The organism is Pseudomonas sp. TAA207 (assembly GCF_001529285.1).
Classification (GTDB): domain Bacteria; phylum Pseudomonadota; class Gammaproteobacteria; order Pseudomonadales; family Pseudomonadaceae; genus Aquipseudomonas; species Aquipseudomonas weihenstephanensis.
In genome coordinates, this window is record NZ_LLWJ01000071.1 from 43,337 (window position 1) to 60,091 (window position 16,755).

The 16,755-nt window shown below is 56.5% G+C and carries 12 protein-coding genes; 9 read left to right on the plus strand and 3 right to left on the minus strand.

The features are described 5' to 3' along the window. Positions 1-2 precede the first annotated feature (2 nt). The 7 genes from AP059_RS18400 (at position 3) to AP059_RS18430 (ending at position 10,130) form a co-directional block, all read left to right on the plus strand. The gene (locus tag AP059_RS18400) at positions 3-3,161 is read left to right on the plus strand and encodes an efflux RND transporter permease subunit (protein WP_059764829.1); all 3,159 of its coding nucleotides are present in this window, start codon (positions 3-5) and stop codon (positions 3,159-3,161) included. Continuing rightward, positions 3,158-4,609 (plus strand): AdeC/AdeK/OprM family multidrug efflux complex outer membrane factor, encoded by a 1,452-nt coding sequence (locus AP059_RS18405; protein ID WP_048362737.1) that lies wholly within the window; start codon positions 3,158-3,160, stop codon positions 4,607-4,609. Before AP059_RS18400 ends, AP059_RS18405 begins: the two co-directional genes overlap by 4 nt. Positions 4,610-5,013: 404 nt before the next feature. Further along, the gene (locus tag AP059_RS18410; RefSeq protein ID WP_059764831.1) at positions 5,014-6,204 is read left to right on the plus strand and encodes an NAD(P)/FAD-dependent oxidoreductase; all 1,191 of its coding nucleotides are present in this window, start codon (positions 5,014-5,016) and stop codon (positions 6,202-6,204) included. 24 nt (positions 6,205-6,228) lie between these two features. Then, complete coding sequence (locus AP059_RS18415; protein WP_059764833.1) at positions 6,229-6,624, plus strand: hypothetical protein; 396 nt, start codon at positions 6,229-6,231, stop codon at positions 6,622-6,624. A 21-nt stretch (positions 6,625-6,645) separates the two neighbouring features. Beyond that, positions 6,646-7,470 carry a methyltransferase domain-containing protein gene (locus AP059_RS18420; RefSeq protein WP_059764835.1) on the plus strand — a complete coding sequence of 275 codons (825 nt, stop codon included), beginning with the start codon at positions 6,646-6,648 and terminating at the stop codon, positions 7,468-7,470. Between the two features lie 648 nt (positions 7,471-8,118). After that, positions 8,119-8,319 (plus strand): hypothetical protein, encoded by a 201-nt coding sequence (locus AP059_RS18425; protein ID WP_048362734.1) that lies wholly within the window; start codon positions 8,119-8,121, stop codon positions 8,317-8,319. A gap of 338 nt (positions 8,320-8,657) precedes the next feature. Beyond that, on the plus strand, positions 8,658-10,130 hold the full coding sequence (locus AP059_RS18430) for an inorganic phosphate transporter (RefSeq protein ID WP_048362733.1): 1,473 nt from the start codon (positions 8,658-8,660) through the stop codon (positions 10,128-10,130). Between the two features lie 208 nt (positions 10,131-10,338). On the opposite strand, the gene ccoM is transcribed toward AP059_RS18430, so the two are convergent. From ccoM to AP059_RS18440, 3 genes are all read right to left on the minus strand, one after another. Further along, positions 10,339-10,452 carry a cytochrome c oxidase subunit CcoM gene (gene ccoM, locus AP059_RS22865; RefSeq protein WP_019411060.1) on the minus strand — a complete coding sequence of 38 codons (114 nt, stop codon included), beginning with the start codon at positions 10,450-10,452 and terminating at the stop codon, positions 10,339-10,341. A gap of 142 nt (positions 10,453-10,594) precedes the next feature. After that, the gene (locus tag AP059_RS22525; protein WP_087148758.1) at positions 10,595-10,756 is read right to left on the minus strand and encodes a hypothetical protein; all 162 of its coding nucleotides are present in this window, start codon (positions 10,754-10,756) and stop codon (positions 10,595-10,597) included. Positions 10,757-10,837: 81 nt separating this feature from the next. After that, entirely contained in the window at positions 10,838-11,170 is a 333-nt protein-coding gene (locus tag AP059_RS18440) for a hypothetical protein (RefSeq protein WP_048362732.1), read from the minus strand. 172 nt (positions 11,171-11,342) lie between these two features. Between AP059_RS18440 and rapA the strand changes: the two genes are divergently transcribed. Both rapA and AP059_RS18450 read left to right on the plus strand, forming a co-directional pair. Further along, positions 11,343-14,189, plus strand: coding sequence for an RNA polymerase-associated protein RapA (gene rapA / locus AP059_RS18445; RefSeq protein ID WP_059764837.1), 2,847 nt, complete (start codon positions 11,343-11,345; stop codon positions 14,187-14,189). 278 nt (positions 14,190-14,467) lie between these two features. Then, positions 14,468-16,672 (plus strand): putative bifunctional diguanylate cyclase/phosphodiesterase, encoded by a 2,205-nt coding sequence (locus AP059_RS18450; protein ID WP_059764839.1) that lies wholly within the window; start codon positions 14,468-14,470, stop codon positions 16,670-16,672. Positions 16,673-16,755: the final 83 nt, after the last annotated feature.

Here is a 16,755-nt window from a genome sequence, read left to right on the forward strand (position 1 = left end):
CCATGTCGAAATTTTTTATCGACCGTCCGATTTTCGCTTGGGTAATCGCCTTGGTGATCATGCTGGTCGGGGCTCTATCGATCCTCAAACTTCCGATCAACCAATACCCGAGCATCGCACCGCCGGCTATCTCGATCTCCGTGACCTACCCGGGCGCTTCGGCGCAAACCGTGCAGGACACCGTGGTCCAGGTGATCGAGCAGCAGCTCAACGGTATTGACCACCTGCGTTATGTATCGTCTGAAAGTAACTCCGACGGCAGCATGACCATCACCGCCACGTTCGAGCAAGGCACCGACCCCGACACCGCTCAGGTGCAGGTGCAGAACAAGCTCAACCTGGCGACCCCACTGCTGCCTCAAGAGGTTCAGCAGCAAGGTATCCGCGTGACCAAGGCAGTGAAAAACTTCCTGATGGTTATCGGTGTGGTGTCTGAAGACGGCAGCATGAACAAAGACGACTTGTCGAACTACATCGTCTCTAACATGCAGGATCCGATCTCCCGTACCGAAGGTGTGGGCGACTTCCAGGTGTTCGGCGCCCAGTACGCCATGCGTATCTGGCTCGATCCAGCCAAGCTGAACAAGTACAACCTGACCCCGGTGGACGTTAAGTCCGCTATCAGCTCACAGAACGTACAGGTGTCCTCCGGGCAACTGGGCGGCCTGCCAGCTGTAAAAGGTCAAGAGCTGAACGCAACCATCATCGGCAAAACGCGCCTGCAAACTGCTGAAGAGTTCAAAAAGATACTGCTTAAAGTCAACACCGACGGCTCTCAGGTACGTCTGCACGACGTCGCCGAAGTCGCTTTGGGCGGTGAGAACTACAGCATCAGCGCGCAGTACAACGGCAAACCGTCTTCGGGTCTGGCGATCAAACTGGCCACCAATGCCAACGCACTGGACACGGCCAAGGCGCTGCACAAAACCATCGATGATCTGGCTCCGTTCTTCCCGCCCGGCATGAAAGTGGTTTACCCGTACGACACCACGCCAGTGGTATCGGCCTCGATCAAGGGCGTTGTTGAAACCCTGGTTGAAGCCGTCGCCCTGGTGTTCCTGGTGATGTTCCTGTTCCTGCAAAACTTCCGTGCCACCATCATCACCACCATGACGGTGCCAGTGGTATTGCTGGGTACATTCGGCATTCTCGCAGCAGCCGGTTTCAGCATTAACACCCTGACCATGTTCGGCATGGTACTGGCCATCGGCTTGCTGGTGGACGACGCCATCGTTGTGGTGGAAAACGTCGAACGGGTCATGAGCGAAGAAGGATTGTCACCCAAGGAAGCCACCAAGAAATCCATGGAGCAAATCCAGGGTGCCCTGGTGGGTATTGCCTTGGTGCTGTCGGCCGTATTGCTGCCAATGGCGTTCTTCAGCGGCTCAACCGGTGTGATCTACAAACAGTTCTCGATCACTATTGTTTCGGCGATGGCGCTTTCGGTACTGGTTGCCCTGATCTTCACCCCGGCCTTGTGCGCCACCATGCTCAAGCCCGTCAAAAAAGGGGATCACGGCGAAAACAAACGCGGTTTCTTCGGCTGGTTCAACCGCACTTTCGACAGTGGCGTGAAGCGCTACGAGAAAGGTGTCGGCAACATCCTGCGCCACAAGGCTCCGTATCTGCTGGCATACGTGCTGATCGTCGTCGGCATGGTCTTCCTGTTTACACGCATTCCTACCTCGTTCCTGCCAGAAGAAGACCAGGGCGTACTCTTCGCTCAGGTCCAAACCCCGGCCGGTACGACAGCAGAACGCACCCAGGTGGTGATTGACCGCATGCGCGAATACTTGCTCGCCGATGAATCGGCGGCAGTGTCTTCGGTGTTTACCGTGAACGGTTTTAACTTCGCCGGTCGCGGCCAAAGCTCCGGCCTGGCGTTCATCATGCTCAAGCCTTGGGGCGAGCGTGATGCCGACAACAGCGTGTTTGCACTGGCAGCCCGTGCTCAGGCGCACTTCTCCACCTTCCGCGATGCAATGGTGTTTGCCTTTGCCCCACCGGCAGTGATGGAGCTGGGTAACGCCACCGGTTTTGACGTGTACCTGCAAGACCGCGCCGGTATTGGTCACGAAAAGCTGATGCAAGCCCGCAACCAGTTCCTGGGCATGGCATCGCAAAGCAAGATCCTGGCAGGCGTGCGACCTAACGGCCTGAACGATGAACCGCAATACCAACTGGAAATCGATGACGAAGCGGCTCGCGCCCTGGGCGTTAGCCTGACAGACATCAACAACACTCTGTCTATCGGTCTGGGTGCCAGCTACGTCAACGACTTCATCGACCGTGGTCGTGTGAAAAAGGTTTACCTGCAAGGCGAAGCTGACTCGCGGATGAACCCCGAAGACCTGAAGAAGTGGTACGTGCGTAACGACGAAGGAACCATGGTGCCGTTCTCGGCATTCGCCAAAGGCAAGTGGACCTACGGTGCACCGAAGCTGTCGCGCTACAACGGCGTAGAAGCCATGGAAATCCTCGGTGCCCCGGCACCCGGCTACAGCAGTGGTGAAGCCATGGCTGAAGTTGAAGCCCTGGCCAAGAAACTGCCGGCAGGTGTAGGTATTTCCTGGACTGGCCTGTCATACGAGGAGCGTCTGTCGGGTTCGCAAGCACCTGCTTTGTACGCAATTTCCTTGCTGATGGTGTTCCTGTGTCTCGCAGCGCTGTATGAAAGCTGGTCAATCCCGATTGCAGTGATGTTGGTTGTACCGCTGGGGATTATCGGCGCCTTGCTGGCCACCAGCCTGCGCGGACTGTCCAACGACGTGTACTTCCAGGTGGGCTTGCTCACGACCATCGGTCTGGCATCGAAAAACGCCATTCTGATCGTCGAGTTCGCCAAAGAGCTGCATGAACAAGGGCGAACCCTGACCGAGGCCGCCATCGAGGCGTGCCGTATGCGTCTGCGTCCGATCATCATGACGTCGCTGGCGTTCGTATTGGGTGTGATCCCGTTGGCCATCTCCTCAGGCGCCGGTTCAGGCAGCCAGCATGCCATTGGTACCGGTGTAATCGGCGGTATGATCACCGCCACGGTTCTGGCCGTGTTCTGGGTGCCTCTATTCTTCGTTGCCGTGTCGTCTTTTGGCAGCAAGGACAAAGAAGAACAGAAGAAAGTAGATCTGACTAAAACTCCAAATCAAGAGGCTGGCCAATGAGCAAGTCGCTTCTCGCAGTAGCGGTCGCAGCGTTTACGCTGGGCGGCTGCTCGCTGATCCCTGACTACCAGCGCCCTGAAGCGCCGGTAGCAGCGCAGTACCCGCAAGGCCCGGCCTACAAGCCAAACGAAGCGCCGAATCAAACGGCTGCCGAGCAAGGCTGGCGTCAGTTTTTTCATGACCCGGCCCTGCAACAGTTGATTCAGACGGCACTGGTCAACAACCGTGACCTTCGGGTCGCGGCCTTGAACATTGATGCGTATGCCGCGCAGTACCGTATTCAGCGTGCGGACCTGTTCCCGGCAGTAAACGCGAATGCCAGCGGTAGCCGTCAACGCACACCTGGGCGCATGTCGCAAACAGGCGAGTCGGGCATCACCAGCCAGTACTCGGCAACCCTTGGGGTCAGCGCGTATGAACTGGACCTGTTCGGGCGGATTCGCAGCCTGAACGATCAGGCGTTGCAAAACTACTTTGCAACCGAAGAAGCCCGCCGCACTACTCAGATCAGTCTGGTTGCCAGCGTCGCCAATGCCTACTTGACCTGGCAGGCCGACAAAGAGCTGCTCAAGCTGACTGAAGACACGCTCAAAGCGTTCAATGAGAGCTACAAGCTCACCTTGCGCAGCAATGAAGTGGGCGTGGCATCGGCTCTGGATGTGAGCCAGTCCCGTACCTCGGTCGAAAACGCCAAGGTGCAACTGGCGCGTTACACCCGTCAGGTCGCTCAAGATCAGAACAGCCTGGCGCTGCTGCTCGGCACGACGCTTCCAGAGAACCTGCCCGCGAGCAAGCCGCTGGCTGCCGACTTGCTGAACGAAGTACCGGCCGGCTTGCCATCGGACCTGCTGCAACGTCGCCCGGACATTCTGGAGGCCGAGCACAAGCTGTTGGCCGCCAACGCCAACATCGGCGCGGCCCGTGCGGCATTCTTCCCCAGCATCAGCCTCACCGCCAATGCCGGGACCTTGAGCCCGGACTTGTCCGGGCTGTTCAAGGGTGGCTCGGGTACGTGGCTGTTCTCGCCGCAAATCACACTGCCAATCTTCAACGCAGGTGCTTTGCGCGCCAGCCTGGACTACTCGAAAATCCAGAAGGACATCACCGTCTCGCAATACGAGAAGGCGATCCAGACGGCATTTCAGGAAGTATCTGACGGTTTGGCCGCTCGCCAGACTTACAGCCAGCAGTTGCAAGCGCAGACTGATTTCGTCAACGCCAACCAGGATTACTACCGGTTAGCCGAACGTCGTTATCGCATTGGCGTGGACAGCAACCTGACTTTCCTCGATGCCCAGCGCTCGTTGTTCAGCGCCCAACAGTCGTTGATCAGTGACCGTCTTTCGCAGTTGACCAGCGAGGTCAACCTGTACAAGGCACTGGGTGGGGGCTGGTACGAACAGACCGGGCAAAACCGCCCGATCTCTTCAGAGCCGCCGAAGGCCTGATTGTCACTTAGCGTCACGAAAAACCCGCCTGAAGGCGGGTTTTTTCGTTTGCTCCCGGGTGTAAATCACCACTGCTTCTGTCGAATCCTCCCCGTCCATCCGGATTAAACACGTCATTTAATCCATCAAACCGGTTGCATGCAGCCCATCACCACGTCGATTTGATCGCCCCCTGTGTAGAAAAAAGGTTCTTTGATAAGCACTTAACACGCCTGATAGGTGCCGCTCCCTTATCGAGCCAACATTCCCCTCCCTTTTGCATCCTGCTCACTCGGCTGGCGAAAAAGCACCGACCACATACAGTTATCTCGATAACCGGATTTTGTGTGCGTGTTTAAAACAACAGGTCAGTGCACGGCCCTTTTCAGGCAGCCGCGTGACGACCCGACCACGGAGGTCACGCAATGCTAAAAAAAATCATCATCGTCGGTGGCGGTGTGGGGGGCACATTGCTCGCCAACCAACTGGTCACCAAACTCTATCCAGAGATCAATCGAGGCGATGTGCAACTGACGTTGCTTTCAAACTCGCCCGACCACTACTACAAGCCCGCCTTCATGTACGTGGCATTCAACCAGTTCTTCGAGGAAGAGCTAAAACGCTCTGAGCGATCGCTGCTGCGACCCGAAATCGACTTCAACGTTGAAGAGGTCACCCGCTTCGACTTCAACGCTCAAGCCCTGCATACAGCCAGTGGCAGACGCTATGGCTATGACTATTTAGTGATAGCCACAGGATGCGTGCCTGCGCCAGAACGTATCGAGGGTCTGAAAGAAGCTGGCGACCACTTCTATCAATACACACCGGCAAGACAATTGGCAGAACGCTTGAGCACGATCAAAAAAGGCCGCATTTTTATCACCGTATCGTTCCCCCAGACACCCAACGTGCCGCATCAATGCGGCATTGCCCCTGTAGAAACGACCCTGATGCTGGATGATTTTTTGCGCAAACGCGGGGTACGCGATCAAATCGAAATCATCTACACCTACCCCACTACAGCGCAATTGATGCGTAACTGCCTGTTTATGCAGCGCCGGGTGGGCGATGTGCTGCCGGGGGTTTTCGAACAAAAAAACATACAGTTTCAACGCAGCTTCACCCTGAGCAAGGTAGATCCCGACGCACGCATTGCGTACAGCGCTGAGGGCGATGAGCAACCATTCGACATCTTGATGGCCACTCCGCCCATTCGCGCCGTGGACGCAGTGCTCAACAGCGGTGTGTCGCAGGCACAGAACCATGAAGGCTGGCTGCCTACCCATCATGAAACCCTTGAAGTGTATGGCCTGGAAAACGTTTACGTGATCGGTGACACGGTTGATCTGCCCATCAGCAAAGCCGGAGGTGCTTGTCACAATCAGGGGCCGGTCATCGCCAACAACATTGCGGGCAAGGTTCGCTTGGGCACTAACGTCAGTGTCTATGACGGCCGGGTGCAGGCCGTCGCTCAAATGGGCCTGAATGCCGGCATGCCGTTGTGGTACGACTACCAAGTCGATGTGCTGCCAACACCGCCGACCAAACTCGGCGGTTTACTCAGAAACGGATTTAACCGCGGACTGTATTGGGCTGTCGCCCGTGGAATGCTGTGACCCGATACCGGGAGGAGCGTACGTATGGAACCCGTCAATCAAACACCCGACAACGGTCAGGTTTGCCAAAACCCTATCACTGATCAGTCCCCCCTCGATCTGGGCGACCTGCTGAGCAAACTTGAGCCCTTGATTCAAAGCGGCCGTCTGGACAATCTGGTCGACGGCCTGTCCTTGGTCTCCGACACCGTAGACCTGCTGGACCCGGCCATGGTGGAAAAACTCGCGTTGCTGTTTGAACAAATCACGGCGGCCATCTGGTCGCTGGGCAATGCGGTGCGCATGGCGAGCGCACAAACCGCCGCCCAAACCGAAGCCCCCAGCCTTCGCCAATTGCTGTCACTGCTGCGTCAGGAAGACACCCGACGTGGCTGCGCTGTTGCTTTACGAACACTCAATGTCATCGGAAGACAACTCTGAAATGCACTGGAGGACCACCTCATGCTTGCCAATGTTCAGACACCCCCGGCACGGACTGCCAACACCCAATGGGACGCCAAGTCCTACCAACAATTTGCCCGGCTGCGTGAGCGGCCGGTGCTTGAGCTGCTGGACCATGTCGACCTGGAACACCCGCAACGTATCTATGATCTGGGCTGCGGCACCGGCATTGCGACGCAACTTCTCGCCAAACGCTGGCCATTGGCTGACCTGACCGGCATCGACAGCTCTGCCGAAATGCTGGAAGAGGCGACTTATTTACCCATTAAAGCGTTATGGCAAAAGTGTGATGTGCGCGAATGGCGGGCGCAAAGTCCGGCGGACCTTTTATTTGCCGCCGCTGTGTTGCACTTCATCAATGATCATCAATCATTGCTCCCGCAGTTATTGAGCCAGTTGAACACCGGCGGGTGCCTCGCCGCGCACATGCCTAACTGGCGCGATGCACTGTGGTACGAATTAATGCTGGAAACCCTGGAAACCGGAGGCCCGCAGGGTCGACCCCTTGGCTCAGCACGTCTGCGCCAATTCATGGCCGAACGTACGGTGCTCTCACTTAAAAGCTATTACCAATTGCTGGCCCCCCTGACGAAGGAGCTGGATATTTGGGAAACCGAACACTTACAAGTAGTCGAAGGAACATCGCCTATTTTCGACTGGGTCAAAGTCTCCGCACTGCGCCCTGTGTTACTGGCACTGGGCGAGCGTGAGAAAGAGCGCTTCATTGAGCAATACCTGCGTGTGGTGCATCAACACTACCCACAAGAAGCCAATGGCCAGACGCTGTTCCCGTTCAAACGCATTTTCATCCTCGCGACTGTCTGACTCGCGCTGTGTTTCATATATGGCTGCCGGGCAGCATGTCAGCAGCCATTGCTAATGTGTGCGCCTCACACATGCAACACAGGCAACATAAGCACCGTATAACCACGCTTTATTACCCCCCCTCGCGGGCATGAAAACTTGCTGAGTACTTTCAGACAGGTTTAACTTCTGCGCCACATAGTCCTGAGTGAGTTGATGTAGCACGCCCGTTCTATATCACGCGCACTCAACATCACATGAAGCGCTAACTTAAGTTGTAAGGCGCCTGCCCTGTTCACGGGTGAGTCAAACCACTCTGTACCGCCCACCAGTCAGGGCGGCCATGCCCCTGCACAGGAAAGTTGACGCCTGCAAAGTCCATCAGCGATAGTAGCGGCTGTTGTGCTCCTGCACGGTGCAGTACACCTCGCACGCCACCTTGAATTCATCTTTGTTAAGAAGACCGGTGGCCTATTCAGTACCGTGGTTTAAATCAGCTATTGATAAACCGGCCGCTCGCATAGGGGCTACCTCAAAACGACGGCGTACAGTTTCATGATTGAAACTACAAACGGCGTGCCTGTTTTAAATACGCAGGGCTGTTAATCCGTCCCTGCACGGAGCAACTAGGATTCACCCGACTCACTCTCTACTCCATTAGGTAACACTGTGACGAAAGACGAACTGCGCGCAGAACTTGAGCGACAGGAACAACGTTACAAGGACGTTTACGGCGGTGAAGTGACGACTTACGCGGCTCAGCCTGAGCCTGAGCGTAAGCCTTGGCGCAAACGCGCCAGCCTGATCGATCAGGCATTTACCCAAGAAATCCAAAAAATCGAAAAAGAGCTGAAACCTGAAGAGCCATAGCCTCTGTGCCAGCAGGCTCCACGCACAATCCATGCGCGTCCTCTCTTTGAAATCGGGGGGCGAATGTCAGCATCGATGACGGAATGTCGCTTCATAAACCTCCCGGACAAGAAATTTCATACGCATGATTCAGACATGCATAAAGGCTGACACATCACCTGCTCAATGGCTTATAGCCTTTGATATCAGCGGCTTGTAACCAGCATCCCACCCGTTGAAGCGATCCGGTCTGACAGGTTTTTTCATTTACAGATGTTACCAACGAGCAGCTAGTGCATCGATTACCGGGGTTTTCTGGCATAATCCGGCCCCCTTTATGACCGTGTCAGAAAACCTTCATGATCGATCTATTAAGCGGATTGGATGCCTGGGTTCTTATCAGCCTCTTCTTCGCCCTAGCCTTTGTTCTCGCGTTTGAGTTCATCAACGGCTTTCATGACACCGCGAATGCGGTAGCGACTGTCATCTACACCAAAGCCATGCCGCCTCACCTGGCGGTGTTCTTTTCCGGTGTGTTCAATTTTCTCGGCGTTTTGCTGGGCGGTGTGGGCGTGGCGTATGCCATCGTCCACCTGTTACCCGTAGAGCTTCTGGTGAATGTGAATACCGGACATGGCCTGGCCATGGTGTTCTCACTGCTCGCCGCTGCCATCACCTGGAACCTGGGCACCTGGTACTTCGGGATCCCGGCTTCAAGCTCGCACACCTTGATCGGCTCGATCCTGGGCGTGGGTTTGGCCAATGCCTTGATCACCGGGATTCCGGTGAGTGAGGGTGTGAACTGGCAAAAGGCGATCGACATCGGCGCCTCGCTGGTATTCTCGCCCCTGGCAGGCTTTGTGGTTGCCGCGTTGGTCTTGATCGGCCTTAAATGGTGGCGTCCGGGTTCCAAGATGCACAAAACCCCGGAACAGCGCCGCAAGATGGACGACAAAAAGCACCCGCCGTTCTGGAACCGTCTGGTACTAGTCATTTCGGCCATGACCGTGAGCTTTGTACACGGCTCCAACGATGGCCAGAAAGGCATTGGCCTGATCATGCTGGTACTGATCGGTATCGTGCCGAGCGTCTTCGTACTGGACCTCAACAGCACGACTTATCAGATCGAGCGTACACGCGACGCCACCTTGCACCTGAGCCAGTTCTATCAGCGCAATAACGCCACCCTGAGCGAGTTTCTGGCATTGGGCAAGAGCGCAAAAGGCGACTTGCCGGAACAGTTCAGTTGCAACCCTCAGCAAACCGAGCCGACCATCGCAGCCCTGCTCAGCTCACTTAAAGGCGTAGCGGACTACCACTCGATCCCGGCTGAAAAGCGTATCGAGATCCGTCGCTACCTGCTTTGCCTGGACGACACGGCAAAGAAAGTCAGCAAGCTGCCAGTGCTCGATAAACGCGAAAAAGCCGACCTCGAAAAACTGCGCAAGGACCTGACGGCCACGACTGAATACGCCCCGTTCTGGGTGATTCTGGCGGTCGCCCTGGCCTTGGGCCTGGGCACCATGGTGGGCTGGAGACGTGTGGTTAAAACCATCGGTGAGAAGATCGGCAAGCAGGGCATGACTTATGCTCAAGGCATGTCGGCGCAGATCACCACCACGTTTGCGATCGGGCTGGCCAACATCTACTCCTTGCCGGTATCGACAACGCATATTTTGTCGTCCGGTGTAGCGGGTACGATGGTTGCCAACAAAAGCGGCCTGCAAGGCGGCACCATCAAGACCATCCTGATGGCATGGGTACTGACCTTACCGGCCACTATCGCACTGTCTGCAACACTGTTCTGGCTGGCATCCAAAGCCCTCGCCTAAGCAGCGCGCACTAAAAAAGGTACGCCCCTCACGGGCCGTACCTTTTTTTATGCCTCGGGTTTGAGGGGATGGCACCCAGGCCGTCGCTTGAACGGCTCGCAACCTGCCCCCAAAACAACCGCAAGCCTTGCAAAACACACACGCAAAAAAATAGGCGACCGAAGTCGCCCAAAATGCCTTGCGTGCTCGTTACTCGAAAGACCCGGCGCTACTTATTGCGCTTCTGGGAGTCTTTCCAGATAAAAATCCCTAACCCCGCGAAAAATAAAACCATGAGACCGACGGTAAGTACTCCAGCGATAACCACATTATCGAGAAACATGACGGCCTCCTGCGCGTGTTTGTTTGTGTGAAGCCAGCTTAACCAGACACGCAGGCAAGGAACTTGACCGGGATCAATAGTGACTCCGGCCAGCAGGGTGTTAGAGGGAATAGTTGATACAGATCATGAAAAACGCCGATGTTCAGCGCTTTTTAGGCTTTTTCTTCGCTTTTTTCTTGGGGCTTTTTAGCGGCATCGCTTGCTCAAACGCCTGGCGCACTTCATTCAGACGTTTTTCATTGAGGTCATGCACGCGTTTGGCGCGTTCGGCGCCCAGGTCGACCAGCTTGTTGTCTTGGCTCATAACGAAATGGGATCACTGTCAGTGGGTATCGGCAATGCGCTAATAATGCGACGCACCTCCAGCCCTGACCAGAAAAAACACTTAAACCTCAATATCAACCCACAACCCCTGGCGTGGCGCGCCATCAATCAGCGGGGATACCGGCACGGTGTTGTCTTCATTCAACTCATCGCCCGGCACCACCACCACTTCCTGCCCTTGGGCCGCTTCACGACGACGCTTGTCCTGCTGGCGCTGTTGCTCTTCGCGCAGCAGCAACGTGGCTTGATCGCTGTCCTGATTTTTCAGGTTGATCGTACTGTCGCCTGAACTTGGCTGGGCTGGCACAACGGGGGGAATATCGGGACGCGGGCGAACCGGGTCTTGCTGAGAGGTCACGGGCACAAGGCTGAGAGGTAGGATCGGCGGCAGCATATTATTGTTCTCCTGTATTCAAGCTGTCGGCCCAAGACGGTTCGACTTGAGCCGCCGGTCGTAAACACATGACTGACTAAATCCCTACGCGTAGCTTTTTGTCAGAGTCCTTTGGACTGAGGCCCTTGATCCGTTAATATACTCGGCTTTTTCAAAGCGGGAGTCAGGCAGCATGGCGCAGCAGTATCAACCGGGGCAACGCTGGATTAGTGACAGCGAAGCTGAGTTAGGTTTAGGCACCGTTCTGGCACAGGACGGTCGCTTATTGACCGTGCTCTATCCGGCCACTGGCGAAACCCGTCAATATTCGCTGCGCAACGCACCGCTGACGCGCGTACGTTTCTCGCCAGGCGACACCATCATCCACTTCGAAGGCTGGAAGATGACTGTACGCGAGGTCGATGATGCCGATGGCCTGATGGTCTATCACGGCCTGAACGAGCAGAACGAAACCGTTACCCTGCCCGAAACCCAGCTGTCGAACTTTATCCAGTTCCGCCTGGCCAGCGACCGGCTGTTTGCCGGGCAAATTGACCCGTTGTCCTGGTTCTCGCTGCGCTACCACACCCTCGAACACACCAGCCGTCAGTTGCAATCGCCACTGTGGGGCCTGGGTGGCGTGCGTGCGCAACCTATCGCACACCAACTGCACATTGCTCGCGAAGTCGCAGACCGCATCGCGCCGCGCGTACTGCTGGCCGACGAAGTAGGCTTGGGTAAAACCATCGAAGCCGGCCTGGTGATCCATCGTCAACTGCTCAGCGGCCGTGCCAGCCGTGTGCTGATCGTGGTGCCAGAGAACCTCCAGCACCAATGGCTGGTGGAAATGCGCCGTCGCTTCAACCTTGAAGTAGCCCTGTTCGACGAAGAACGCTTCATCGAAAGCGATGCCAGCAATCCCTTCGAAGACACCCAACTGGCACTGGTGGCACTGGAATGGCTGGTTGATGACGAAAAAGCTCAGGACGCGCTCTTTGCAGCGGGCTGGGACTTGCTGGTTGTCGACGAAGCGCACCACCTGGTGTGGCACGAAGACAACGTCAGCCCCCAGTACGCGTTGGTTGAGCAACTGGCCGAAACCATCCCTGGCGTGCTGTTGCTGACCGCGACCCCGGAGCAATTGGGCCAAGACAGCCACTTCGCTCGTCTGCGTTTGCTGGACCCGAACCGCTTCCACGACCTCGCCGCTTTCCGTGCCGAGAGCGAAAACTATCGCCCGGTGGCCCAGGCCGTACAGGAGTTGCTGGACAAAGGCAGCCTGTCGCCTGAAGCGCAAAAAACCATTCACGGCTTCCTCGGCGCTGAGGGCGATGCCCTGCTCGCAGACGTCAATGCAGGGGACGCTGAAGCCAGTGCCCGCCTGGTGCGTGAACTGCTCGACCGCCACGGCACCGGCCGCGTGCTGTTCCGAAACACCCGCGCCGCTGTCCAGGGCTTCCCGGAGCGCAAGCTGCACGCTTACCCGCTGCCATGCCCGGACGAATACCTTGAGTTGCCGCTGGGCGAACACGCCGAGCTGTACCCGGAGGTCAGCTTCCAGGCCCTGCCGGATGCCAACGAAGAACAGCGCTGGTGGAACTTCGACCCGCGTGTCGAGTGGCTGATTGACACCCTCAAGATGCTCAAGCGCACCAAAGTCTTGGTCATCTGCGCGCATGCTGAAACCGCAATGGATCTGGAAGACGCCCTGCGCGTGCGCTCCGGCATCCCTGCCACGGTTTTCCACGAAGGCATGAACATCCTTGAGCGCGACCGTGCCGCCGCCTACTTCGCAGACGAAGAGTTCGGCGCACAAGTGCTGATCTGCTCGGAAATCGGCAGTGAAGGCCGCAACTTCCAGTTCGCACACCACTTGGTACTGTTCGATCTGCCGTCACACCCAGACTTGCTGGAGCAGCGCATTGGTCGTCTGGACCGTATCGGCCAGAAACACACCATTGAACTGCACGTGCCGTACCTTGAGCCAAGCCCTCAGCAGCGCCTGTTTCAGTGGTATCACGAAGCCCTGAACGCCTTTCTCAACACTTGCCCGACCGGTAACGCCCTGCAACACCAGTTCGGCCCCCGCCTGCTGCCGTTGCTGGAAGCCGGCGATGACGAAGAGTGGCAAGCCCTGATCAATGAAGCCCGCGCCGAGCGCGAGCGGCTTGAACAAGAACTGCACACTGGCCGTGACCGCTTGCTGGAGCTGAACTCTGGCGGCGCAGGTGAAGGTGAAGCGCTGGTTGAAGCGATTCTTGAGCAAGACGATCAATTTGCCCTGCCGATCTACATGGAAACCCTGTTCAACGCCTTTGGCATCGACAGCGAAGACCATTCGGAAAACGCCCTGATCCTCAAGCCCAGCGAGAAGATGCTGGACGCCAGCTTCCCCTTGGGTGACGACGAAGGTGTGACCATCACCTACGACCGCAACCTGGCCCTGTCACGCGAAGACATGCAGTTCATCACCTGGGAACACCCGATGGTGCAAGGCGGCATGGACTTGGTGCTTTCCGGCTCGATGGGCAACACCTCGGTGGCGCTGATCAAGAACAAGGCACTCAAACCCGGCACTGTCTTGCTTGAACTGATTTACGTCAGCGAAGTGGTCGCCCCGCGCGCGCTGCAACTGGGCCGCTACCTGCCGCCTGCTGCTCTGCGCTGCTTGCTCGACGCTAACGGCAATGACCTGTCCTCACGGGTTTCTTTCGTGACGCTCAATGAGCAGCTCGAAAGCGTGCCACGTGCCAGCGCCAACAAGTTCGTGCAGGCCCAGCGCGATCAACTGACACCCAAAATCAACGCCGGTGAGGCCAAAATTGCGCCGCGTCATGCTGAACGTGTCGCCGACGCCCAACGTCGCTTGGCCGCTGACACCGAAGAAGAACTGGCCCGCCTCACTGCTTTGCAAGCCGTGAACCCAAGCGTGCGTGACAGCGAACTGGTTGCCTTGCGCAAACAACGTGAGCAAGGTCTGGCCATGCTTGAAAAAGCTGCCCTGCGCCTTGAAGCGATTCGCGTATTGGTTGCAGGCTAACGCCACACACTTTGTAGGAGCGAGTTGCCCACGAAACAAAACAATGCGTCCCATCTGATGAGATGCGTTGTTTTTTCGCGAGCAACCGAGCGCCTACAGGGTCACCCCCTTGTTCAAGGCAGGGTTTATAGCGTTAAACACGGTCAAAGCCGTGTTTAATCGCAAAATGATAGGCATCATCTTGCCATCATCGTTTTTTCCCCCATTTCAGCTTCTACACTTCAGAGCAAGCTAGCGTCTGACGACTGGCAAACCTGCACTCAGTGTTGAGGGATGCTATGGAATGGCTGGGGCTGCAGTTTATTGGGGAGCACACCGCAAACGGGCAATTGGCGCTCAACAGCAGTCATAACCCGTATTTGGTGTTTCTGGCATTTTTAGTCGCTTGTGCCGCCAGCCTCGCCACCCTGCACATGTTTGAACGCGCCTGCAACGCGGAAAAAACCACGGCCAAAACGGTGTGGCGCTGGATAGGCGCCTGCTCTCTGGCGGGCGGCATTTGGGCCATGCACTTTATCTGCATGCTCGCCTTTGAATCCCCATTGAATATCCACTTCGACCTGGGCATCACCATTGGCTCGCTGTTTATCGCCTTACTCGCAGCCATTGTGGCGATGCAAATCCTCACCCAAACACCCCTCACGCGCCCCAGGCTGATACTCACCGCGCTGGTGTTCGGGCTGGGCATTTGCACCATGCACTACGTCGGCATGTCAGCCATGCACTCCAGCAGTCAACAGCACTACAACCCCGCCCTGTTCACCCTGTCATTCGTGATCGCCATAGTCGCCAGTTATGCCGCCCTGTTACTGGCCAAGTCATTGCGCACCACCAGCGGCTTGGCGCATCAGTTCTACAAGTACGCCATTAGCCTGGCCGCTGGCCTGGCCATTACCAGTGTTCATTTCATCGGCATGTGGGCGCTGCACACCTTTGCCCCCCTGGGCAGCAACGTGCAGCCGCACATAGAAAATAACCACTGGCAATTGGCCCTGATGGTGGCGCTGATTGCCTTGCTGCTCATTGGCAGCAGCATAAGCGCAGCGCTGGTGGACAAAAAATTGCAACTCAAAGAGCACGATCTCAGGCGGGTCAACGCCCTGCTCAGCCAACTGGATCAGGCCCGCGCCTCCTTACAACAAGTGGCGCATTACGACCCGTTGACCAACTTGATCAACCGTCGCGGCTTTAACCAGCTGTTTGCCGAAAAGCTGATTGAACGCGCCAGCAATAACACCATGCTGGCGGTGATGTTCCTCGATATCGACCACTTCAAACGCATCAATGACAGCCTTGGCCACGATGCGGGGGACGAACTGCTCAAAGTGATTGCCTCGCAAATCAAGAGCGCCACCCGCAGTCACGAAGATGTGGTTGCGCGCTTTGGGGGCGATGAGTTCTGCATATTGATCAGCCTGAACAATCGCGAAGAAGCCCGCCAAATGGCGCAGCGCATCATGCTCAAAATGAAAGATCCCATCGAGCTTGCCGGGCGAAACATGGTGATGACCACCAGCATCGGTATCAGTGTGTTCCCTGACGATGGCACCACCATTGATGAACTGCTCAAACATGCCGACCTGGCGCTGTACCAATCCAAAGACAATGGCCGCAACAGCCTGAATTTCTTTAGCTCAAACCTCAAAGCCCGCGCCTCTCTTGAGCTGCAAATCGAAGAAGAGCTGCGCCATGCCTTGCGTGAAGATCACGGGCTGTTTTTGCATTACCAACCCATATTCGACCTCAAAAGTGGCCAGGTGGCCAAACTCGAAGCCTTGGTCCGCTGGCACCACCCGGAGCATGGCCTGCTGGGGCCAGAGCGCTTTATCAGCATTGCCGAAGCCAATGGCCTGATTGCCGAACTCGACAACTGGGTGCTGCGCAAGGCCTGCCACGACCTTGCAGCCTTGACCGATCTTGGCTGGAAAGACATCAGCGTTGCAGTGAACTGCTCGGCACTCAACCTGGTACGTGTGGAACTGGCTGATGAGATTGAGAGCGCCCTGCGCACCTCGGGCATCAGCGCTAACCGGCTGGAGCTTGAAGTCACCGAAAACGCGCTGATGGGCAACATCAGTAATACCTCGCAACTGCTGCGACAGATTCGGGCGCTGGGCGTATCCCTGTCCATTGACGACTTCGGCACTGGCTACTCATCGCTCGCTTACTTGAAACGACTGCCGCTCAACACGTTGAAAATCGACCGCTCGTTTATCCAGGACATCCCCAAGTCCAGCCAGGACATGGAAATCGTCCAGGCCATCATCTTGATGGCCCACACGTTGCACCTGCAAGTGGTCACCGAAGGCGTTGAAACGCACCAACAGTTCGCTTTCCTCAACCAGTACAACTGCGACTTTATCCAAGGCTTTCTGCTCAGCCGCCCCGTGCCGTTCGAGGAGTTGAATGCGCTGCTCCAACAGCTCAATAAACGACCGTCTGAGACCCTTGACTACGCAACGTTTCAACTCTCAAGCCAGTAAAATGCCAGCATCCTCCTCGCAGCTCGAAAAGAGCCATTAAAGAACGACCGCCTCAGGCCGATTCTTTTCTATCCGTAGCGTTT